The 21,727-nt window shown below is 69.4% G+C and carries 17 protein-coding genes and 2 pseudogenes; 10 read left to right on the top strand and 9 right to left on the bottom strand.

From position 1 onward, the window contains the following. Positions 1-886: 886 nt before the first annotated feature. The 4 genes from CWS50_RS12570 to CWS50_RS12555 all read right to left on the bottom strand — a co-directional run bounded on the left by CWS50_RS12570 (position 887) and on the right by CWS50_RS12555 (position 4,004). Positions 887-1,612, bottom strand: coding sequence for an ABC transporter permease (locus tag CWS50_RS12570; protein WP_243118357.1), 726 nt, complete (start codon positions 1,610-1,612; stop codon positions 887-889). After that, complete coding sequence (locus CWS50_RS12565) at positions 1,609-2,493, bottom strand: ATP-binding cassette domain-containing protein (RefSeq protein WP_206610419.1); 885 nt, start codon at positions 2,491-2,493, stop codon at positions 1,609-1,611. The genes CWS50_RS12570 and CWS50_RS12565 overlap by 4 nt, the downstream gene beginning before the upstream one ends. Beyond that, positions 2,490-2,903 carry a PadR family transcriptional regulator gene (locus CWS50_RS12560; protein WP_127843058.1) on the bottom strand — a complete coding sequence of 138 codons (414 nt, stop codon included), beginning with the start codon at positions 2,901-2,903 and terminating at the stop codon, positions 2,490-2,492. The genes CWS50_RS12565 and CWS50_RS12560 overlap by 4 nt, the downstream gene beginning before the upstream one ends. A 246-nt stretch (positions 2,904-3,149) precedes the next feature. After that, positions 3,150-4,004: a hydroxymethylpyrimidine/phosphomethylpyrimidine kinase gene (locus CWS50_RS12555; protein WP_127843057.1), complete on the bottom strand. Its 855-nt coding sequence runs from the start codon at positions 4,002-4,004 to the stop codon at positions 3,150-3,152. Between the two features lie 252 nt (positions 4,005-4,256). Here CWS50_RS12555 and CWS50_RS12550 point away from each other — a divergent pair, with 252 nt between their 5' ends. The 4 genes from CWS50_RS12550 to CWS50_RS12535 all read left to right on the top strand — a co-directional run bounded on the left by CWS50_RS12550 (position 4,257) and on the right by CWS50_RS12535 (position 10,169). After that, complete coding sequence (locus tag CWS50_RS12550; RefSeq protein ID WP_243118356.1) at positions 4,257-4,922, top strand: methylated-DNA--[protein]-cysteine S-methyltransferase; 666 nt, start codon at positions 4,257-4,259, stop codon at positions 4,920-4,922. 337 nt (positions 4,923-5,259) lie between these two features. Then, the gene (locus tag CWS50_RS12545; RefSeq protein ID WP_127843056.1) at positions 5,260-7,263 is read left to right on the top strand and encodes an alpha-amylase family protein; all 2,004 of its coding nucleotides are present in this window, start codon (positions 5,260-5,262) and stop codon (positions 7,261-7,263) included. Positions 7,264-7,606: 343 nt separating this feature from the next. After that, positions 7,607-8,791: an ATP-binding protein gene (locus CWS50_RS12540; RefSeq protein WP_206610418.1), complete on the top strand. Its 1,185-nt coding sequence runs from the start codon at positions 7,607-7,609 to the stop codon at positions 8,789-8,791. 193 nt (positions 8,792-8,984) lie between these two features. Continuing rightward, positions 8,985-10,169 carry a type II toxin-antitoxin system HipA family toxin gene (locus tag CWS50_RS12535; protein WP_127843055.1) on the top strand — a complete coding sequence of 395 codons (1,185 nt, stop codon included), beginning with the start codon at positions 8,985-8,987 and terminating at the stop codon, positions 10,167-10,169. Positions 10,170-10,259: 90 nt separating this feature from the next. Here CWS50_RS12535 and CWS50_RS12530 read toward each other — a convergent pair whose 3' ends face one another. Together CWS50_RS12530 and pgm are read right to left on the bottom strand one after the other, a co-directional pair. Then, the gene (locus CWS50_RS12530; protein ID WP_243118355.1) at positions 10,260-11,432 is read right to left on the bottom strand and encodes a YwiC-like family protein; all 1,173 of its coding nucleotides are present in this window, start codon (positions 11,430-11,432) and stop codon (positions 10,260-10,262) included. Positions 11,433-11,779: 347 nt separating this feature from the next. Then, positions 11,780-13,462: a phosphoglucomutase (alpha-D-glucose-1,6-bisphosphate-dependent) gene (pgm, locus tag CWS50_RS12525; protein ID WP_127843054.1), complete on the bottom strand. Its 1,683-nt coding sequence runs from the start codon at positions 13,460-13,462 to the stop codon at positions 11,780-11,782. 203 nt (positions 13,463-13,665) lie between these two features. On the opposite strand from pgm, the gene CWS50_RS12520 reads away from it, so the two are divergent. The 6 genes and pseudogenes from CWS50_RS12520 to CWS50_RS12495 all read left to right on the top strand — a co-directional run bounded on the left by CWS50_RS12520 (position 13,666) and on the right by CWS50_RS12495 (position 19,844). Further along, positions 13,666-14,073 carry a Rid family detoxifying hydrolase gene (locus tag CWS50_RS12520; protein ID WP_127843053.1) on the top strand — a complete coding sequence of 136 codons (408 nt, stop codon included), beginning with the start codon at positions 13,666-13,668 and terminating at the stop codon, positions 14,071-14,073. Positions 14,074-14,578: 505 nt separating this feature from the next. Continuing rightward, the gene (locus CWS50_RS12515) at positions 14,579-16,180 is read left to right on the top strand and encodes a DUF5129 domain-containing protein (RefSeq protein ID WP_127843052.1); all 1,602 of its coding nucleotides are present in this window, start codon (positions 14,579-14,581) and stop codon (positions 16,178-16,180) included. Between the two features lie 590 nt (positions 16,181-16,770). After that, on the top strand, positions 16,771-17,016 hold the full coding sequence (nrdH, locus tag CWS50_RS12510; RefSeq protein ID WP_127843475.1) for a glutaredoxin-like protein NrdH: 246 nt from the start codon (positions 16,771-16,773) through the stop codon (positions 17,014-17,016). A gap of 26 nt (positions 17,017-17,042) precedes the next feature. After that, positions 17,043-17,465 carry a class Ib ribonucleoside-diphosphate reductase assembly flavoprotein NrdI gene (gene nrdI, locus CWS50_RS12505; protein ID WP_127843051.1) on the top strand — a complete coding sequence of 141 codons (423 nt, stop codon included), beginning with the start codon at positions 17,043-17,045 and terminating at the stop codon, positions 17,463-17,465. Then, positions 17,450-19,605: pseudogene (gene nrdE / locus CWS50_RS12500) on the top strand (class 1b ribonucleoside-diphosphate reductase subunit alpha). Before nrdI ends, nrdE begins: the two are co-directional and overlap by 16 nt. Next, positions 19,602-19,844 (top strand): hypothetical protein, encoded by a 243-nt coding sequence (locus CWS50_RS12495; RefSeq protein WP_127843050.1) that lies wholly within the window; start codon positions 19,602-19,604, stop codon positions 19,842-19,844. The pseudogene nrdE and the gene CWS50_RS12495 overlap by 4 nt, the downstream one beginning before the upstream one ends. Positions 19,845-20,046: 202 nt before the next feature. Here the strand turns inward: CWS50_RS12495 and CWS50_RS13895 are convergent, their stop codons facing one another. From CWS50_RS13895 to CWS50_RS12485, 3 genes and pseudogenes are all read right to left on the bottom strand, one after another. Next, a complete protein-coding gene (locus CWS50_RS13895; RefSeq protein ID WP_279221956.1) occupies positions 20,047-20,541 on the bottom strand; it encodes a PTS sugar transporter subunit IIC in 495 nt (164 codons plus the stop codon). Positions 20,542-20,644: 103 nt separating this feature from the next. Then, positions 20,645-20,983 (bottom strand): annotated as a pseudogene (locus CWS50_RS13890) (PTS sugar transporter subunit IIC); the annotation flags it as partial. A gap of 57 nt (positions 20,984-21,040) precedes the next feature. Further along, positions 21,041-21,415, bottom strand: a complete 375-nt coding sequence (locus CWS50_RS12485; protein ID WP_243118354.1) for an HTH domain-containing protein — start codon at positions 21,413-21,415, stop codon at positions 21,041-21,043. Positions 21,416-21,727 lie beyond the last annotated feature (312 nt).

Here is a 21,727-nt window from a genome sequence, read left to right as displayed (position 1 = left end):
TCACCTGGCGGTTCCACGCCCTGACTCCGCTATGCCGTGCCCGTCGCGGGCCTCGGCCCAGCCCCAGACCGGCTTGAGGTGCGTGTTGACCCCACTGGCGGGGTCCGAGCTAACGACTGGGATGGTGACGATGACCGTGGCAGCGAGCAGGTTGTGGCTGGCCTCAGGACTCCTGGCTGTGCTGCTGATGACTGCCGGTGCGCGCTGATGCTGGGCTCGGGCGTGTGTCTGTTGTGGCTGTTCCAGGTGGGGTGAAGCGGTGCGGGCCTGCCTGGCACGGATCTGGTGTAGGTGGAGAGTGTCCCTCACGGATGGAACGGCGTGATCCTGGCTCATGACCCTGTGACGGGCAACCTGCGGGGCTCCGCCCAGCTGGAGGTTGAGGTGTGAGCCTGGCTCATGACCCTGTGACGAGCAACGTACGACCAGCCCGTCGGCGGCCTCCGGGGGTGAACCCGGTTCACGACCCTGTGGCAGGCAGCCGGGTGATTAAAGCCTTGTCGTTAAGTGGGCGGGGCGTGTGTTCAGAGCCAGTCAGGGTCGTTGGTGTGCGTTCTAGGGCTTATTTGGGTGGGCTGGCGTGGCTCCACCCCCGGCTGACGTTTTCCACCCTGGTGTGATCTGTGCCAGCCCACCTGGCATGACTCCAGCCAAGGTGGAACTGCTCGGACAGCAGCACTGACCGGTCCAGGAGGATGTGGCCCCCTAAAAAAGACAGCAATGAGGACCGCCACGGCCCGTCACATAAACCCCTGCGGTGGCCTGTCTGTCCGTGCGCCTGCGCGCCTTCCCACGCTAGCCCGGGCAGCACACCTGGGAGGGTGACGGCAGCCCGAACCGGATACGCCCAGGTGTCGGCCTCCCCTGCCTCGGTGCAGCCAGCCGCCTACCTCGGCTCCGCGGGCAGCGGCGGCGTCACCACACGCAGCATCAGGCTCCCCAGCACTGCGCTGAGCACCAGGAGGACAACGGTGACGGCCGTTGCATGGCCCACGCCCCTGACCAGGTAGTCGCCTGCCTGTGCCCCCAAGGGCTCCACGGTGTAGCTGGCCAGCTCGCGGGTGGACCACAGGGGCAGGACCCGGGTCCACACCTCCTCCGGGTCGACCAGCAGCTGGACAGCCATGACCGCGAGCAGGAGCATCACCCCCTCCAGGTCCCGGGGGACCAGCGCCGCCACCAGTGAGCCCAGCGGTACGGCTGCGGTCGCGGTCAGCAGCAGCATGACGACCACAGCGCCCGGGCGCTCCAGGTCGTCGCCCGCAGTACCCAGCACCAGGGCGGCGTAGACCACGGCCACCACCCACCCCAGCAGGAGGACGGCCAGGTGGCGCCCGGCCCACAGCGACGGTGGGCGCGCCCCGGCCACCACCAGCCGCCGGTCGATGAGGCGTGAGGAGACCTGGGTGAACAGGGCCAGGGTCGCCACAGCCCATCCCAGGCCCATAGCCAGCAGGCGCAGTGCCGTCCAGTGGGTGTCCAGGCGGACCAGGTAGAAGGTCAGCGGCAGCAGCAGGGTCAGTGCGAGCGCTCCCCGGCGGCGAAACAGCTCGTGCACAGTGACCTGCGCGACCAGCCCGGCCATGGAGGGAGTCGTCGCTGGCGTTCTCATTGTTGCGCCTCCTGTGTCCTCTCGTCAAGGGCGGCCAGCTCGATGACCTGGTCCACCCGGTCGACGTCGCGCAGCAGGTGGGTGACCAGGAGGATGGCGGTGCCCGCCCGGCTCCAGGTCCTGATCAGCCCCCACAGGTCCTCGTAGGCTGTGGAGTCCAGGCCCTGGTAGGGCTCGTCAAGAAGAAGGAGGTGAGGGGCGTCGAGCTGGGCGAGGCTGAGGCTGACCTTCTGCTGGGTCCCGCCGGACAGCGTGCCCACAGTCTGGGCGCCCCGGGCGTTCCACCCCAGGGTGGAGAGGAGCCGGTATCCGGTGGCACGGGCTCGGGAGCCTGTGGCCCCGCGCGCGCACCCGAACAGGCTGAGGTGCTCGTCGACGGTAAGCAGCGGGGACAGAGCGTCGAGCTGGGGGGCGTAGCCGAAGCTCTGGCAGCGCTCCACCTGGCCGCTGGTCGGCCTGAGGACCCCGGCGCAGACCTGGAGCAGGGAGGACTTGCCGGCACCGTTGGTCCCGACTACCGCCAGGACCTCCCCCCGGCGCAGCTCCAGGCTCACCTGGTCCAGGACAGCCCGCCGTCCCCGACGCAGGCAGACGTCGGTCAGGCGAAGCGCTACCTCGCGGGGCGGCGTGGGGGGAAGCGGCTGCCGGGCAGGCTCGCTGCTGCGTAGGGCGGCAGCAAGCTCGCGGGCGTAGAGGGCGGCTGGTCCGTACATCTCTGCCGGTGGCAGGCCTGCCGCCTCGGCCTCCAGCCGGGTGGCTGTCTCCAGCTGCTCGCGCTGTTGGGCGCCTACGCCCAGGGAGGTCAGCTCAGCGGTGAAGGAGCGCAGCCAGTCGGAGGGCAGCGGACCGTGCTCGGGCCGAGGGCTGGTGCCGTGAGTCACTGGTGTCTCTCTTCTACGTCAGCCGTGGCGGCTTCCGTGGAGCCAGGACCGTGCAGCGGGAGCTTTCGGTCGGTCTGCCCACTCCCCTCGATGACGGTGCTCAAGGCTGACGACAGCCGCCGCCACTCCCGGCGGCGCGCTGCGAGCTCGGTGATACCCAGCGGAGTCAGCTCGAAGTACTTGCGTGCAGGTCCGGAGGAGGACGGCTTCCAGAAGGTGGTGACCAGGCCGCGCCGGTCCAGTCGCAGAAGCGCCGGATAGAGGGTGCCGCCGGGCACCGGGCCGATGCCACTGGCCTCCAGGCGCTGTCTGAGGGACAGGCCGTAGTCAGGCCCCTGCTCCAGGAGGGACAGGAGGCAGGGCTCAAGAAGGCCACGGATGAGATTGGCTGAGGCGGTTGCTGGTGCCATGTAGGTAGGTTACCTAGTAACTAGATAGGCTGTCTACTCGGGTGGGTGGCCGCCTGGAGCCAGTGACCTGCTCACTGGTCTGGAGCTCCTGGCCCGCCGCTCGCGCGGTCACGTGAGAGCTCCAGCCGCCTACGACCCCTTGGAGGTGCCGAGACACGCCGAGTCCTCACGGAGGCGACTGACGGGTCAGTCCGTGAGGACTCGGCAGTGGTCTGGGCTGGGGCGCCTGCGACGGGTGACGTGGCCTCAGGGCCGGTAGGCGCCCTGGTAGACGCAGTCGAAGGGCGCGTTGCCGTGCATCTTGTTCTCAATGGCACTGACGACGACGTCCTTGGCGGTACGGGCAGCCTCCAACGGCGTAGCGCCCTTGGCGAGCTCGGCGGTGATTGCCGCAGCCAGGGTGCAGCCCGCCCCCGAGACGCGTTCCTGCCCCACGGCCGGGACCTCCAGGACCTCCAGGTCGCTCCCGTTGTAGTAGACGTCCAGCGCCGTGCCCGTACCCAGCAGAGTGCCAGCCTTGGCGATGACGTGGGGGGCGCCGGCGTCGTGAATGCGCCTGGCGGCGTCCTTGAGCTGGTCAACCGTGGTGATCTCCTCGACGCCGGCCAGGACCTGGCTCTCAAAGAGGTTAGGGGTGACGACGTCGGCCAGGGGGAGGACCTTTTGGCGCAGCGCGTTGTCCACGTCGAGGGCGGCCCCGGGCTCCTGACCCTTGCAGATGAGGACCGGGTCCACGACCACCTGGGGGAAGCGGTACCGCTGCAGGGCCTCAGCCACGACGTCAATCGTGTCGGGCGTTCCCAGCATCCCGATCTTGACGGCGTCGACGCGGCCGTGCACTGCCGTGGCGGCCTCGATCTGGTCGTGGATGACCTGCGGGTCCACGGGGACAAAACGGTGTGCCCAGTCGTTGGCGGGGTCGAAGGAGACGATGCAGGTCAGCGAGGTGCAGCCAAAGACTCCCAGCTGGTGGAAGGTCTTGAGGTCAGTCTGCGCCCCGGCGCCGCCAGAGGCCTCCGAGCCGGCGATGGCCAGGGCGATGGGGGGCGTGGCGGTGCGGTCCGTCAGGGCTGTCGGGGCCGTCGTGGGTGTCTGGGTCATGGCACTAGCCTGCACCCGGACAGGCGCCCAGGCCAACAGAAGACGGCTGCTGCAGTGCTGAAGATGTGCAACAACGATGGATGCTGTGCCGACACAGCCGCTCGGCGCGTGACCCCGGCACCTGGGCGCCCGGCGTGTCAGAATGACGCGCGAGCCGGAGGTAGAGTCCGTGCCTGCGCTGGAGGTTCCTGGGGATGCCGGTGGCACTGGAGGCGGTCCAGGCACGGCCCGGAGACGACGCAGGAGTGCCTCATGCCCATGACGCGCCCGGACCCCGGTCGCCCGTACTGTCCCCGTGCTGCCACGACGCAGACTCCGGACGGCCCCTTTACGATGATCGTGGGCCGGGGGGTTCTGGCATCGGGGTGGACTGCTGACCTAGCCGACCTGCTGGCGCTCATCCACCCTAGCCTGCGACCGGGTGCCAAGGACCTGCAGCTGGTCTGTGCCGACCTGGTCGCGACCGGCACGGGCGCGCGTCCAGGTGCTGGGAGCCTGCCCCTGGTGTCGGAGGGTTCTCCCGCGACTGCTAGCAGGCCGTGTCTACCCGGCCCACAGGTCGGTGACCCCGACCCACTCAGCCAGGCGCTGGCTGCCGTGGACTCCTACTACTCCGGTGAGTTGGAGGCGCCCGGCCGGGTGCCGGTGGTCCAGCGCTCAGGTCCTTTTCGCGAGGCGGCCTGGGACACCCTGCGCGGGGTCCCGCCGGGTACTGTGCTGAGCTATGCCGACTATGCTGCCCGCTGCGGCCGTCCTCGCGCCGTGCGAGCGGCGGCCGGGGCGTGTGCCTTCAATGCTGCTGCGCTCTTTGTCCCCTGCCACAGAGTGGTGCGCACCGACGGCTCCCTCGGCGGCTTCCGCTACGGACTGGGCGTCAAGACGAGCCTGATTGCGCGTGAGGCCAGGACCTCTGGGTAAGGGACCTGCCGGGGTGGCCAGAGGGTGTGCACATCTTCAGTTGTCGCGCAGGCCTGGAACTTGCGGAGCCCTGCGGCTGCGTCCCACTCTGCGCTACTTCTACAGGCCGAAGATGTGCAGCAGAGGCTGCGGTGCACATCCTCAGTCGTCCACGGACCGGTCTCAGGGGCGAGACCTGCGAGATACTGCGGAGCGTTCGGAGAGCCGCTCCTGCCTGACCGGCCGAAGATGTGCAGCACAGGATCTGAGGGGGCGGCTCCTGGCGGGACTGGAGCACGACATCCCTGTACCTGGCCCTGTGCTTTCCTTCGGGCCGTCCGCAGTGGAAGATAGGCTCATGAGCAGCGCCGCCCCCGTCCCTGAGACTCTTTACGACCTTGTCTTTCATGCCCTTGACCCGCTTGAGGCCGCCGAGAGAGACGTCTTTCTCACGCGTGTCGAGCGCTGGTACCCCGACCTGCTTGACGGGCTGACCACTCTCTATGGTGATGCCGGTGCCGACACGGCGCTCACCCTGGTGGAGCAGGCGGCCCACGCCTATGCTGACCGGGACCTCGAGCTGCGCCGCCTGGACCTGGCTCGCACCCTGGACCCCGCCTGGGTCCAGGACCCCAGCCGCATTGGCTACGCAGCCTATACCGAGCGTTTTGCCGGGACGCTTCGGGGCGTGGAGGAGCGTATCGACTACCTGCGTGAGCTGGGCGTCACCTACCTCCACCTCATGCCGCTGCTCACTCCGCGGCCGGGGGACTCCGACGGCGGCTACGCCGTGGCCGACTACCGGTCCGTCCGCGAGGACCTGGGCACCATGGAGGACCTGGAGGACCTCACGGCGCAGCTGCGCGAGGCCGGGATCTCGCTGGTCGTGGACCTGGTGCTCAACCATGTGGCTGCCGAGCACGAGTGGGCTGTGCGGGCACGGGCCGGGGAGCAGCGCTACCGGGACTACTTCCTCATCTACCCCGACCGCACTGAGCCTGACGCCTATGAGGAGACCCTCCCGGAGATCTTCCCGGACTTCGCGCCCGGCAGCTTCACCTGGGACGAGGAGGTGGCGGGGTGGGTGTGGACCACCTTCAACTCCTTCCAGTGGGACCTCAACTGGCGCAACCCCAGGGTCATGGAGGAGTTCGCCGGCATCGTGCTGGACCTGGCCAACCGGGGGGTGGAGGTGCTGCGCCTGGACGCCATCGCCTTCACCATCAAGCGCAAGGGCACCGACTGCCAGGGGCAGCCTGAGGTCCACGCCGTCACCGCGGCCTTGCGGGCGCTGACCCGCATCGCCTGCCCGGCCCTCGACCTCAAGGCCGAGGCGATCGTGGCCCCCACCGAGCTGCTCCAGTACCTGGGACAGGGCAGGTACACCGGCAAGGTCTCCGACCTGGCCTACCACAACTCCCTCATGGTCCAGGTCTGGTCCATGCTCGCCACCCGGGACACGACCCTGGCGGTCGAGGCGCTCCAGAACCTGCCCGTGGAGCCCTCAACCGCCACCTGGATCACCTACCTGCGCTGCCACGACGACATCGGCTGGGCCATCGACGACGGCGACGCTGCCGCCGTCGGCCTGTCCGGGTTCGGTCACCGGGCCTTCCTGGCGGACTGGTACTGCGGGGCCTACCCCACCAGCGATGCCCGGGGGCTGGTCTTCCAGCACAACCCGGCCACTGGGGACCGGCGTGTCGCGGGTACTGCCGCCTCCCTCATCGGGCTGGAGGCTGCTGCGGAGGCCTGGGAGGGCGTCACCGACGACACTCCTGCGCACCAGGCCGAGGACCTGTGGACGTGGCGCGAGGAGAGGATCCACGCCCTGCGCATGGCGCACGCCCTCCTCTACGGGTGGGGAGGTGTGCCCGTGCTGTGGAGCGGGGACGAGCTGGCTCAGCCCAACGACCCCAACTGGGACGCCGAGCCCGGCCACGAGGCGGACTGCCGCTGGGCCGGGCGTCCCCGGCTCGATGACGCCCGGGTGGCCAACCGTTGGGACCGCTCCACCGTGGAGGGCCGGGTCTTCACCGACCTGGCACGCATGGCCTGCGTGCGCGCCAGCCTGCCCCAGCTAGAGGCGAGCGTGCGCACCCAGGTCGACGACGTGGACGACCCCGGCGTGCTCCTCACCCACCGCGACCACCCCAGAGGCAGTTTTGTGGGCGTGTACAACGTGACACCTGACTGGCGCTCGGTCTCGGCCGCTCGGTTGGCTGAGCTGGGGGTCATGGGGGCCTCCGACGTCCTCACCGACACGGTGCCCTTTGGCTCGACCTCCCTGGAGGGGGCTGGGGACGGGCGGGTGCCGGTGCCCCCCTACGCCGCCTGGTGGTTGGTGCGGGCCACGGACTGAGGGGCGGCTGCGCCGGGGCGGTAGACCGAGGGGCCGCCGGTGCCATACGCAGGCCGGGTACGGCCGACGGCGGCTGCGGCTGAGGGGTGGCCGGTGCCGGTCCGGGCTGGGGCGCGGTCGCCGTGAGGTGTGGCCGACGCGGGCTGCGGACCGGGCCGCAGGCGACGGGACAACGCTGAAACCTGGTGGACAACTCCATCAGCCACTAGTGGAGTTCTCCACCAGTGGCTGATGGAGAACTCCACTGTGGAGCAGGGGCGTATCTGTATGCTGAGGGCATGTCGTCGTACCTGCCTCGGGTGGTGGCCCGCTGATCCGCGATGCTCTGGCCTCCAGCGGCGCCGTGGTACTGCGTGGTGCCCGGGCCACAGGCAAGACGGAGTCCGCCCTGCAGGTGGCAGCGTCTACCTTGCGGCTTGACTCGGCCTCGCCCCGGGCCCGGCTGGCACGTGCCTCTCCGGAGACCGCGCTGGCTGGTGACACACCTCGACTGCTGGACGAGTGGCAGCTGGCCCCGGGGCTGTGGAACGAGGTGCGCCATGCTGTGGACCAGCGTCGTGCACCCGGTCAGTTCGTGCTCACTGGCTCGGCCAGTCCTGACGACGACCCGTTGCGCCACTCGGGGGCGGGGCGCATGCACACGCTCCTGCTGCGTACCATGACCCTCGCGGAGACGCGGCACTCTACGGGAGAGGTCTCGCTGTCCTCGCTCCTGGACGGCGAGGAGCTCCCGCTGGCAGACAGCGCCCTGGGCCTGCCCGAACTGGTCAGCCGCGTCGTCACCGGTGGGTGGCCGGGTTGGTTCGACCTGTCAGAGCGGTCCGCCCGCTTGCGTGCTGACTCCTATGTCCAGGATATCGTGGAGCACGAGTTCGCCACAGTGGCTGGCACGCGCCGTGACCCACGCAGGTTCCACGCCTACCTGAGTGCCCTGGCGGGTCTGGTGGCGCAGCCGGCCAGCCAGGCGGCGGTCGTGCGCCGCATGAGGGAGGAGTACGTGGGCTCTCTGGGACCAACGGCGCCGACGGCGCTGCACGACCTGGCCCAGCGTCTCTTCCTGGTTGAGGACCAGCCTGCCTGGTCGCCGAGCCTGCGCTCAGCGAGCGCGGCCTCGCAGGCCCCCGTCCGGCACCTGGTGGACCCTTCACTGGCGGCCGTCCTGCTGGGGGCGGGCAGCGACAGGCTGATGACGGATCCGCAGACGCTTGGCTTCCTGTTCGAGTCCCAGGTGGTGCACGACCTGCGCGTCTATGCCCAGGCTGCGGGTGCGCGCGGGGTGTTCCACTACCGTGACACCAAGGGACGTGACGAGATCGACGCCGTGGTGGAAGGGGCGGATGGCCAGTGGCTGGCCGTCGAGGTCAAGCTGGGTGAGGGCCGTGTTGAGGAGGGTGCGGCGAACCTGCTGCGGGTCACCGCCAAGATGACTAGCCCGCCACTGATGTGTCTGGTGGTGGTGCCCACCGGCGTGGCCCACGTACGGCCCGACGGCGTGGGTGTGCTGCCCCTGACTGTGCTGGGGGCCTGAGGAGGTCTTGAGGCGAACGGGTGGTGAGTGCCAGTGTCCTGGCGAGGCAGTGCCCGCCCCTGACGCTTCTACGTGATACCGAACGGGCGCTCGCTGGCCGACACGAGCCTCCGGGGCGCGCTGGGTTCTGGAAGGATCGGGGAGACCCGGTGAGGCGGCCGCTCAGCACCACTTGCGTGGAGGGAGGTGCCCTGTGAGGGAGAAAGTCTACGCCGTCCTGCTCCACGGAGAGCACGTCGGCTCGATCCAGCGGCGGGACTCCTTCACCAAGCTCGTGCTCGACCGCGACTACTGGGGGCGTGCGGACCGTCCCGTGCTGGGTCAGTGGTTTGAGGACCACCCCCGCAGGCAGCCGCGCGCGGTGAACCATCTCCCCGCATGGTTCTCCAACCTGCTTCCCGAGGGGCGGCTGCGCGAGCTGGTCGCACGCCAGCAGGGTGTGAGTACCCACCAGGAGGTCGACCTGCTGGTGCGGACCGGCTGCGACCTGCCCGGGGCTGTCAAGGTGGTCCCCGACCAGGACGACCCAGGCGGTCGGGGGGACCCGGCCCAGCCCGACCTGCGGTTCTCACTGGCCGGCCTGGCCCTCAAGCTCTCCATGAGGTGGGAGGAGGAGCGCCTGGCGCTGCCCGCGCACGGCCAGACGGGAGACTGGATCCTCAAGACGCCGGACACCCGCTACCCCCAGCTGCCTGCCAACGAGCTCGCTGTCATGGGCATGGCCCGGGCCGTGGGCATTGAGGTTCCCGAGACCCGGATGGTGCACCGCGACCAGGTTCCTCACCTGGGCGAGGGGCTCTGGCCCTCCCAGGAGGAGCTGGCCTACGCTGTGCGGCGCTTCGACCGCAGCCCTGAGGGCCGCGTCCACATGGAAGACCTTGCCCAGGTCCTGGGGAAGTCTGGGGCGGGAGAGGGGAAGTACGGCTCCACCACCGAGACTGTGGCGGGCCTGGCCTATCGTGGGTGGGACCACGAGTCGCTGCGGGAGATGGTGCGGCGTACCACCTTCAACCTGCTGGTGGGCAACGGGGACGCCCACCTGAAGAACTGGTCACTCATCTACCCCGACCGCAGGAGCGCCCGGCTCTCCCCCGCCTACGACCTCGTGTGCACGGCGGTGTACCCGCCCCAGCCGGAGGACCCCGAGCTGGGGCTGCCGCTCCTGGACGCCCAGCGCCTGTCCCAGGTGACCCGGGACAGCTTTGCCAGGCTCCAGCGCAGGCTCGGCGTGGGAGACGAGGACGTGCTCGACGTCGTCGACGACACGGTGCAGCGCTTCTGCGCCCTCTGGCACACTGCCCCGGAGTGTATCCCCCAACCCGTGGCTCAGTGGATCGACGACCACCTCCGGGGCACCCGCGCCCGGCTGGGGTGCTAGGGGTGTCGCGCCGCTCCGTGTGTGACAACTGGGCTCAGCGTGGTGCGCGCAGCAAGTGTCAGCAGGTGCCGGAGAGCGCCCGTGCCGCCCTCAGTACGTGGCCACGCTCAGCAGGAAGGCCAGGCACATGACGACCTCGATCAGCCCCAGTTGGCGGGGCCGCAGGGGCTGGCGGCGCCCGCGCACCAGCCGCCACTGCCGTAGCGGCACGACCAGGGAGCGCACGGCCAGCACCACCCACAGCACCGCGTGCGCCCAGGGAAGGTAGCCGCCGCTGGCCAGCCACAGCGTCACCGTTGCGACCGCCGTGTGCGCCGCGACCGTCCCGGCCAGGAGCGCGGTGTTGAAGCGCTCGCGGATCATGGACTTGATGTAGGGCACGGTCCCGCAGAAGTAGGCGGCTGTCAGCCCAGTCACCAGCCACATCCACGACCAGCCTGTCAGCTCCCCGTTGGGTGAGCTCCCCGGTAGGTCGTCGGCCCCCGCCCCCAGCCCCAGGAACCCGCCCACACCCCCCACGGCTAGGCAGTAGGTGATGGCGGCCATGAGGGAGGCTGCTGCCGTGGTGGACAGCCCGGAAAGGAGAGAGCGCTCGTGCCCGCGCCACACCTGGTGGGCGGCGACGGCGAACAGTGGCAGCAGCGGCACCACCCACTGCAGCAGGTAGGGGGCCACCAGTATTGTGACCAGGCCCAGCATCCCCGTCCAGCCGGTGTAGACCAGCAGCGGTATGAGCAGCAGGGCGCGGCGCTGGGCTGAGCGGGTGCGCAGCCACTGGGACCACGCCCAGTAGGTCAGGTACGCCCCCCACCAGGCCGGGATGAGCAGGAGGTTCACCCAGCTGAAGCCGCCTACCACCCAACCGACGGCGGGAGGCAGCACCAGCATGGACCAGGCCCCGTGCTGGTTGGGCACCCAGGCCTTGCGGCCCGGCTGCCGACTCCCCGGCGCGGGCCGCTTCCGGGCGGGACTCGCCGGGGCAGGTCTCTTGGCAGTACTGGTCTGCCCCGGGCTCTTCCGGGATGGTCCGGCATGCCCAGGCCGCCTCTGGGCCAGCCGCTGCGCGGACGGTGTAGCCGGTGCAGACCTTGGCCTGCCGGTGGCCAGCATGACGTCGTCATCCGGGCCGGGGCGGGACTGGTGGGAGGGCGCAGTGCGGGGCGGCGCGCTGGCAGACCCGTCTGAGGGCTCAGGCAGGCTGCCGCGCGAGGGCTCAGAGCGCTCAGGGGGCTCGGAGGGTGAGGACGGTCGTGTCTGGCTCACAGGGCAAGCCTAGGCGGTTCCTCGGGGTGGCTGGTGGCCCGACGGGAGGCAGCCTGACAGCCTGCTGGGCAGGTCGCGTGCGGGTGGTGGGGCACGAGCGGGCTGGAGGTCCGGTGCCAGCCGGAACTGGGTACCACCAGGCCTAGGACCTGTGGCGAAGGCTGGGAGGAGGTCCCCCCGAGAACGACCGAATCCTCGTAGGAGGACTGGCATGTCAGTCACCTATGAGGATTCGGTACATCTCGACGGAATCGGTACGTCTTGGCGCACCTCACGCTGCGGCCGAGCCGCTGCCTGCCAGCAGCCAGCCTGCCTGCGGCCACCGCCTCAGCCCGGCCGCAGCCGCCTCAGCCGCCCAGGGCGGCGGACACCACCTTCTTGGCCTCCTCCTGGACCAGGGCCAGGTGCTCAGCCCCTTTGAAGGACTCGGCGTAGATCTTGTAGACGTCCTCCGTGCCCGAGGGCCGCGCGGCGAACCAGGCGTTGTCCGTGGTGACCTTCAGCCCGCCGATCGGCTCCCCGTTGCCGGGGGCATCCACCAGGCGGGCGGTGATCTCCTCCCCGGCCAGCTCGGTGGCGGTGACGTCGGAGGGGGACAGGGCCGCCAGCTTGGCCTTCTCCTCCTTGGTGGCGGCGGCGTCGATGCGGGCGTAGGCGCTGGCGCCGAAGCGCTCTACCTGCTCCTGGTGCAGGGCGGAGGGTGACTTACCGGTCACCGCGATGATCTCGCTGGCCAGCAGCGCCAGGATGATGCCGTCCTTGTCCGTGGTCCACACGGTGCCGTCCTTGCGCAGGAAGGACGCCCCGGCGCTCTCCTCGCCGCCGAAGCCCACCGAGCCGTCCAGCAGCCCGGGCACGAAGTGCTTGAAGCCCACCGGCACCTCCACCAGGCGGCGCCCGACAGCCTCCACCACCCGGTCGATGAGGGAGGAGGAGACCAGGGTCTTGCCCACCGCGCAGTCCTTGCCCCAGCCAGGACGGTGGGTGAGCAGGTACTCGATAGCCACGGCCAGGTAGTGGTTGGGGTTCATCAGCCCGCCGTCGGGGGTGACGATGCCGTGGCGGTCGGAGTCGGCGTCGTTGCCGGTGGCGACGTCGTAGGGGGTCGTGCCCTGGGCGTCGGGCGTCATGGCGTCGCGCAGGGAGGCCATGGCGCTGGGGGAGGAGCAGTCCATACGGATCTTGCCGTCCCAGTCCAGGGTCATGAAGGACCAGGCCGGGTCCACCCTCGGGTTGACCACCGTGAGGTCCAGGCCGTAGCGCTCGCCGATGGCCCCCCAGTAGTCCACGGCCGCCCCGCCCAGCGGGTCGGCGCCGATGCGCACCCCCGCCTCACGGATGGCGTCCATGTCGATGACGTTGGCCAGGTCGGCGACGTAGGTCTCCAGGTAGTCGTGCCTGACCACGTAGGGGCCGTCCAGGGCCTCGGCGATAGGTACGCGGGGGACCTCGCGCCACCCGGAGGCCAGCAGCTCGTTGGCCCGCGAGGCGATCCAGCCGGTGGCGTCGGAGCCTGCGGGACCTCCCGTGGGTGGGTTGTACTTGAAGCCGCCGTCACGCGGGGGGTTGTGGGAGGGGGTGACCACGATGCCGTCGGCCAGGCCCGGCCCGGTGGTGCGCACGCCCTGCTCGGTGCCGGCCCCGTTGGCCAGGAGGATGGAGTGGGACACGGCAGGAGTGGGGGTGTAGGAGCCGCGGACGTCGATCGCGGTCATGACGCCGGCGCCGGAGAGCACCTCAATGGCGGTGCGCCACGCAGGCTCGGACAGGGCGTGGGTGTCGCGCCCCAGGTAGAGGGTGCCGTCGGTGCCCTGGGAGCGGCGGTACTCCACGATGGCGGCGGTGGTGGCCACGATGTGCGCCTCGTTGAAGGCCGTGTCCAGGGAGGAGCCCCGGTGCCCGGAGGTGCCGAAGACCACCTTCTGTGCGGGGACGGCAGGGTCGGGGACGAGGTCGTAGTAGGCAGAGACGACCTCGTCGACGTTGATGAGGTCCTCAGGGTGGGCTGGTTGTCCTGCGCGTGGGTGCATGGCGCATAGTGTGTCACCGCCCACTGACGTGGGTGCGTGTTTTCGCTCACCGGGCACAACCAGGTCGGCAGCGTCCGGCTGGGCCGGGGTCAGCCGGAGGCGCGGGAGGCCGGCCGGACGGTGCTGCGCGGACGGGGGCGTGGATAGGCTGGTAGACAGGCTGAGGGAGCCGACGTACCCGTTTGAGGAAGCCAGGAGGAGTCATGACCGCCACCCACGTCACCGCCGTCGCCACTGCCGCCGCCCCCGCCGCCGTCGGTCCCTACTCCCAGGGGGTGAGCACGGGGGAGACCAGCGGCAGCCTGGTCTTTGTCTCCGGCCAGATCCCGCTGGACCCTGCGGTCGGCGCCCTCGTCGAGGGGGACGTCGCGGCCCAGGCCGAGCAGGTGCTGAGGAACCTCGGCGCCATCCTGGCCGAGGCCGGCCTGGGTTACGGCGACGTCGTCAAGACCACCGTGCTGCTGGCCGACATCGCCGACTTCGCTGTGGTCAACGAGGTCTACGCCCGGTTCTTTGAGGGGGAGGTCCTGCCCGCCCGCGCCGCTTTCGGCGTGGCCGCCCTTCCGCTGGGGGCAAGGGTGGAGATCGAGGCCGTGGCCGTGCGCCCCTGAGCCGCCCCGGCATCCGTGCTGCACATCTTGGGCCTCGTTGGTCCTAGGCGGGCGACGTGATGACGGGGGAAGGTCCGGATCGTGACGCTGGGGGCGCGTCAGCAGGGTGCCCAAGATGTGCAGCGCCCAGGGTGGACGCCTGCTGAGGGGCTGTGCGCAGGAGCAGGGCGCAGCGGTCCACCTCTGGGCACGCAGGTTGGGGGACGTTCTGAGCGGCCTCGGCAGCGCCCGTGACGGCCACCCCCTGGCACACGGCGTGGGTTGTGCGTGAGGGCAGGAGGCGTGCAGAATCGGTGGTGCCGGGGGGTGCTCCTCCATGCGACCAGGGAGCCCGAGAGGGTGACTGTGTGCGTGGCCATGTGTCCCGCACCTGGGTGCCGCCACCTGGCACGACGCTGCTCCTACAGCCCCACCCGACGCCCCCTGGTCCCCCTAGCCACTACTAGCCACACCCCCTTGGACCCGCTCGTTCAGGACCGTGAGCCAGACGTTGGGAGCTCCTGCCATGAAACCGTCCCTTGTTGTCCGCCTAGGAGGACTGCGCGCTGTCACCATCTTCGTGGCTGTGATCAGCGTCGGTCTGACGCTCGTCGTCTCTGCGCCACTTGTGGCGCTGTGGCCCTTCGGACGCACTCACCACCCCACGGTGGAGATCCATGATGAGGCAGACCTCTTTCACGCGGACTCCCTGGCGGACAGCCTCCAGGGGCTGACCTTCCGGCAGGACGTCCACGTGGCTGTGGTCTCCGTGCCCGGTGACGACATTGACAACCTCAACGCCAAGGTGCTCAGCTACGCCCGCACCCAGGACACGGACGTCCCCTGGATCTCCCAGGAGGACTCGAACTACTGGGCCGACGGCCTCATCATCCTGGCTGTCGCCCCTCAGTCGCGGTGGGTCGGCTGCTACTTCGGGGAGGACCTCAAGCCGACGCTGGAACAGCAGGAGGCGGCTCAGGACGCTGCCAGGCCCCAGCTGCGCAAGGCCGACTGGGCCGGCGGCATGGTGGCCATGGGCGAGGACCTCGCCGACCTCATCGGCAGGCCGGGTGGGAACAGGGAGACAGGCATTGTGCTGTCGGTCCTGCTTGGGCTGGGAGGTGTCAGCCTCATCGGCTCCTACCTGTACTGCGGCGGGGCTGCGCGTCGCCGCACTGCCGCCGCGCGCCGGTTCTACGCGCAGGTGACCCACGACTACGAGACCACTGAGCTCGCGGCCGGGACGATCCCAGGCTCAGAGCCGTACGGGGCGCAGGTCCTTGCCCGGTACCGCTGGTTCCGTCAGGAGTACGAGGCGGTGACGCGGCTCTTCCGTGACCACGGTGAGCCGGTGGGCGCCCAGTGGTTCAGCTGGAGGGTGCTGCGACGAGCAACCAGCCTGCAGAAGCGCTCCGCCTACCTGGACACGCTGGACGACGTCGTTGTCAATGCCACAGCACTGCTCACCATGGGACACGGCTGGGAGGCGTCCTGGCTCAACGAGCAGGGGCCGGTGCTGGAGGATCTGCAGTCCCTGACGAGCCTGTGCGACCGGGTCGACCGCCAGGGGCTTAAGGTCCCCACGACAGTGGAGCGTGAGTGGGGGCGGGCACAGAAGCAGCGGCTGGACACGATGACCAGCGAGCTTGCTGACTCGAGGTTGACTCCCTCGGAGGCTCTCACCGAGCTGGACCGTATGGCCGACGAGCTGCGCGTGCGGGCCAACGCACTGGTCGGGACCGCCCTGGACGCGGACAGTTCCCGGTACGCTGCGGACCGGCGGCGGCGCTACCAGCAGTCCCAGGCCCGCAGCAGCCCCGTGGCCTACACCGGCCGCTGGATGCTTGACAGCGGCCACGGCACCTACAGCCCGCACTCTACGATCCGTCTCAACCCGAGCTCCCCGGCCCGCTTGGTGCTGGGTCTGTCAGGCGGTGCGCAGGGTGGCTCGGCCGGGTCGGCCAGCTCCTTCGTCCCGGTCTCGGAACTGGTGGTGGGCTACTCCTCCGCGGCCTCGTACACGCCGTTCTCCAGCAGCGGGGACGGCTCAGGCTCCAGCAGCTTCAGTGGTGGCTTTGGAGGCGGGGGTGGTGGCTTCTCCGGGGCAGGCTCCTCCTCCCGGTTCTGACGCTGTCCTGCTCGGTCCTGGGCTGGGACCCGGCTCCGGCCCGGTTGGCCCACCGGTACCGAGCGGTGGCATACCTGGCCTGGGTGGTGCGGTTGCTCAGCCCTGCGGCGACCGCAACGGCCGGGTGCTGCCCGCGCCACCGCGACACGCCGGAGGTGTGTGTGACGCAAGTGGGAGGGGTGACTTGAGGGGTGGTGTCCCCACCCTGGGGGCGACGGCGCCTGCCGTGCCGGGGCTGCCTGTGGTCACGGTGCCCAGGTTCGTGTCACACCTGTGCGGGACCATGGTTCCGCGGAACACTCGAGCGGGGTTCCGGCGGGGCCTGGGTTGTGACCGGTGGGCGCTGGCGGGGCGTCCACCGGCCCTCCACAAGCTCGGGGATGCTGTCCACAGAACGGAGCGGTGCTATGCACAAGGACACGCCAGACACATCATCTAGGGGTGGTGGCGTGGATCGACCCCTAGGGGTAGTGTCTTGCCCAGCGGCGGCGCTCATGCCAGCCGCGAGTGACAGCAGCGTGGTCACCGCTGGGTCGCCCCTCTCACGGGCGGACCCACAGGGGCTGCGGGAACCTGAGGAAGAGGACGACATGGCGATCACCGTCTACAGCAAGCCCAACTGCGTCCAGTGCTCGGCCACCTACCGCGCCCTGGACAAGGCCGGCCTGGCCTACCGGACGGTGGACGTCACCCAGGACGCTGAGGCCCTGGAGCAGGTCCGTGCCCTGGGGTACGCCCAGGCGCCGGTGGTCACCGCTGGCAGCGACCACTGGTCCGGCTTCCGGCCGGACAGGATCAAGGCCCTGGCGGCTGCGGCTGAGGCCGTCGCCGTCTGACCCGCTGCGCTGGACGCTGCCGCTGTATGAGCAGCCAGCCTCCCGGGGCGCCCCTCCTGGTCTACTTCTCCTCCACCTCGGAGAACACCCACAGGTTTGTCGGCAGGCTGGGCCTGCCCAGCGTCCGTATCCCCCTGCGCCCCGGGGACGGGGCGCTTCGGGTGGAGGAGGACTACGTCCTGGTGGTGCCCACCTATGGCGGTGGTTCTGTCAAGGGCGCAGTGCCTAAGCAGGTCATCAGGTTCCTCAACGACCCGCGCAACCGGGCCCTGTGCCGAGGGGTCATCACCTCGGGCAACACCAACTTCGGCCAGGCCTACGGCCTGGCCGGCGACATCATTGCCAGCAAGCTGGGCGTGCCCCTGCTGTACCGCTACGAGCTGCTCGGCACCCCGACCGACGTGGAACGCGTCACGCAAGGATTGGACAACTTTTGGCAGACACGCTGACGGACACCGGCACGGAGACCGCACCGTCCCCGGACCTGGACTACCACGCCCTCAACGCCAGGCTGAACCTGTATGACGCCAACGGGCTCATCCAGTTCGACGCCGACCGTCAGGCGGCCCGCCAGTACTTTCTCCAGCACGTCAACCAGAACACGGTCTTCTTCCACGACCTGGAGGAGAAGCTCGACTACCTGGTGAGCGAGGGCTACTACGAGGGCCACGTCCTGGAGCAGTACTCCCCAGCCTTCGTCAAGACGGCCTTCAAGGCAGCCTACGCCCACAAGTTCCGTTTTGAGACCTTCCTGGGTGCCTTCAAGTACTACACCTCCTACACGCTCAAGACCTTCGACGGCAAGCGCTACCTGGAGCGCTTCGAGGACCGGGTCACCATGGTGGCCCTGACCCTGGCCGACGGTGACGAGGCGCTGGCCCTGGACCTCGTTGAGGAGATGATGACCGGGCGCTTCCAGCCGGCCACCCCGACCTTCCTCAACGAGGGCAAGGCGCAGCGAGGCGAGCCGGTCTCCTGCTTCCTGGTGCGTGTCGAGGACAACATGGAGTCCATCGCCCGTGGCATCAACTCCGCCCTCCAGCTGTCCAAGCGCGGCGGCGGCGTGGCGCTGCTGCTGAGCAACCTGCGGGAGATGGGTGCGCCCATCAAGCGGATCGAGAACCAGTCCAGCGGCGTCATCCCCGTCATGAAGCTGCTGGAGGACTCCTTCTCCTACGCCAACCAGCTCGGCGCCCGCCAGGGCGCGGGGGCGGTGTACCTGCACGCCCACCACCCCGACATCATGCGCTTCCTGGACACCAAGCGCGAGAACGCCGACGAGAAGATCCGCATCAAGACGCTGTCGCTGGGCGTGGTCATCCCCGACATCACCTTCGAGCTGGCGCGGGGCAACGAGGACATGTACCTCTTCAGCCCCTACGACGTCGAGCGTGTCTACGGGATGCCCTTCGCTGACGTCAACGTCACCGAGAGGTACCGGGAGATGGTGGACGACGGACGGATCCGGAAGACCAAGATCAACGCCCGCACCTTCTTCCAGACCCTGGCGGAGATCCAGTTCGAGTCCGGCTACCCCTATGTCATGTTCGAGGACACGGTCAACCGGGCCAACCCGGTCAAGGGCAAGGTCGTCATGTCCAACCTGTGCTCGGAGATCCTCCAGGTCAGCGAGCCCAGCGTCCTGGGCGAGGACCTCTCCTTCACCCACGTGGGCAAGGACATCTCCTGCAACCTGGGCTCCCTCAACATCGCCAGGACGATGGACTCCCCGGACTTCGCGCGCACCATCCGCACGGCGGTGCGCGGCCTGACTGCGGTCAGCGACCAGACCCGCCTGCCCAGCGTGCCCTCCATCGACCGGGGCAACCGCGAGTCCCACGCCATCGGCCTGGGGCAGATGAACCTCCACGGCTACCTGGCCCGGGAGCGCATCTACTACGGGTCCCCGGAGGGACTGGACTTCACCAACGTGTACTTTGCCAGCGTCCTGTTCGCGGCCCTGACCGCCTCCAACGAGCTGGCGGTGGAGCGTGGTCAAAGCTTTGTGGGCTTCGAGGACTCCGCCTACGCCGACGGGTCCTTCTTCGAGAAGTACGTGACCCAGGACTTCGTCCCGGTGACGGACCGTGTGCGTGAGCTCTTCGAGGCCTCCAGCGTGCACGTGCCCACTCGCGCGGACTGGGCGGAGCTGGCCCGCAAGGTCAGGGAGGGGGCCTGTACAACCGCAACCTCCAGGCGGTGCCCCCCACCGGGTCGATCTCCTACATCAACAACTCCACCTCCTCCATCCACCCGATCGTCGCCAAGATCGAGATCCGCAAGGAGGGCAAGATCGGCCGCGTCTACTACCCGGCGCCCTACATGACCAACGACAACCTGGAGTACTACCAGGACGCCTACGAGATCGGCCCCGAGAAGATCATCGACACCTACGCGGCCGCCACCCAGCACGTGGACCAGGGGCTGAGCCTCACCCTCTTCTTCCCGGACACCGCCACCACCCGGGACGTCAACCGGGCGCAGATCTACGCCTGGCGCAAGGGCATCAAGACCCTCTACTACATCCGTCTGCGCCAGGCGGCGCTGACGGGCACCGAGGTCGAGGGCTGCGTGAGCTGCATGCTGTGAGGACAGCAGTGGTGCAGGGCGACTCTGAGGACTCCAAGGAGCGCTACGTGGAGGTAGGAGGTTGGGGGATTCCCCGTCCTTTCCATGTGCTTGTCGACGAGTCTGAGGTTGACGGTTACTCGATGACGGCCGTGGCTGGGGAGGACAGCGCACCGACGACGGTCTGGGCTGCTCCCAGGTACGCGAAACCCGGCTCGCCCACCGTCCGGAAGGCTGCCGGGCACACTTTGCGCCGCTAGTGCAACGCACACCCCTGCTGTACGGTGCTGCCGGGGCTTCTGGCAAGGGAGAGGTCTGCTTCAGAAAGTATGTTCTGCGTCTCAGGTAGGAGTAGGGGTTAGCGGTCGGCCCGCAGCTGGCTGAGCCAAGGGTGTGGCAGCGGGGCGGCGTTCCGCCGGGCGTGGGGTGCACCGGGGCGCGCCGCCCCGTCCGCCTACAGGCTCAGGCCCTCGCCAGGGCCATGTCTCCCGGACAGATCCAGCCTCGGGCGCGCATGAGCTCGCTGATGGCCAGGGTGAGTAGCGCTGGCGCGAGCACCTGAAGGATGAGGATGGTCAGCGCCAGCCTTCCTGGGGGCACGGAGCTGTTCATGGTCTGCCAGGTCATTATCTGCCCCACCAGTCCGGCGGAGCCCGTGCCTGAGCCCACCGAGTTGGACTCCACGTGTGCCACCACGGTGGACACGGGCCCGAGCACGGCCGAGGCCAGTGTGGGCGGTACCCAGATCAGCGGGCGTCGTAGGATGTTAGGCATCTGCAGCATTGAGGTGCCCTGCCCCAGGGACAAGAGCCCCGACCAGCGATTCTCCCGGAACGAGGCGACGGCGAACCCCACCACCTGCGTGGTGCAGCCGACTGTCGCGGCGCCCGCAGCCGCACCGGACAGTCCCAGGACGACGCCTAGCGCCGCCGAGGATACCGGCAGGGTGAGGGTCATTCCCATGACCAACTGCCACCACCACGCCCATAAGAAGGGGCTGACGCTCGGTGCCCCAGCCGACGAGCTGGCCCAGCGTGGTCAGGACCGAGGAGACGGGTGGCCCGGCGAGCAGGCCTACGCCGCTACCCGCCAGCACGGTGGTCAGCGGGGTGAGAAGGATGTCCACCGGCGTGCGTCCTGAGACCAGGTGTCCCACCGTGACGGCGGCACAGGCGGCGATGAAGGCCCCAAGAGGCTCTCCCGGGCCGCGCAGGAGGATAGCGGTCCCGGCGTCGTCGGTCAGGACGGCGCTGCCGGACAGGAGCCTGGAAGCCTGGGCACCGACCTGCCCCGTGACGGCGGCGGAGACTACGACGAAGGTGTCGGCCCGGAGGCAGCGGGCAGTCCCCAGGCCGATGCCTGCGCCGGTGACCGAGGACGCCACCCGCCCCGCCAGCATGACAAGCCCACCGGGCGTGCCAGCCGTTGGTCAGCTCGGACAGGGTGGTGGAGGTGGTCATGCGCTCCAGGAAGCGGTCGAGGTCGGTGCGGTCATGATGAGCAGGTCCACGGTGATCTGGCCGTAGAGGCGGTGCTCCACCGTGGTGTCCAGGGCCGTGGCGCCGACGTCGACGATCACGCCAAACTCGGTGCCCACCTGCTCGCGCCCGTGCTGGACGTGGATGACGCGGCGCGGGCGTGAGCTGGGCCGTGCCAGTACGTAGCCGCGGTTGGTGGTCTGGATGGCATGACCGGTGGCGCGCAGCAAAGCGACGTCGCCAACGATGATCTGCCTGGACGCGCCGAGCTGCCTGCCCAGGCTGCTGGCTGCCTGTGGGGTGGCCTCCTCCAGACAGGTCAGGATGGCCTGGCGGCGCGCTGCTGCGTCCATGATGGGTGGTGTCCTCTCAGTCCTGCGCCTTTCCTGGCCTGCCCAGGGTGCGGACGGCGTCGCGAGCCACCCTGCCCGCCGGAACCTAGCACGGCTGAGGGTGGGCAGGCTGTGAGTGGCACGCTCGCCTCGCTCCGTTTCTATACAGATTCGCGGAATCACACCGTTTCACCGTGCAGGCGGAGAGGCCTGAAGGGCTCCCGTGTGCGTTGAGCACCTCAACGCACACGGGAGCGTAGACCCTAGGTCACGTGCTGAAGCAGGATCTGCGGAATTGTGCGGCTTTCGCTCATCGCCCCAAAGGTGGGCGTG

This window comes from Actinomyces wuliandei (assembly GCF_004010955.1).
Taxonomy (GTDB): Bacteria; Actinomycetota; Actinomycetes; order Actinomycetales; family Actinomycetaceae; genus Actinomyces; species Actinomyces wuliandei.
The sequence above is the reverse complement of the archived record's forward strand: the minus strand, read 5'-3'. Positions and strand labels throughout refer to the sequence as shown.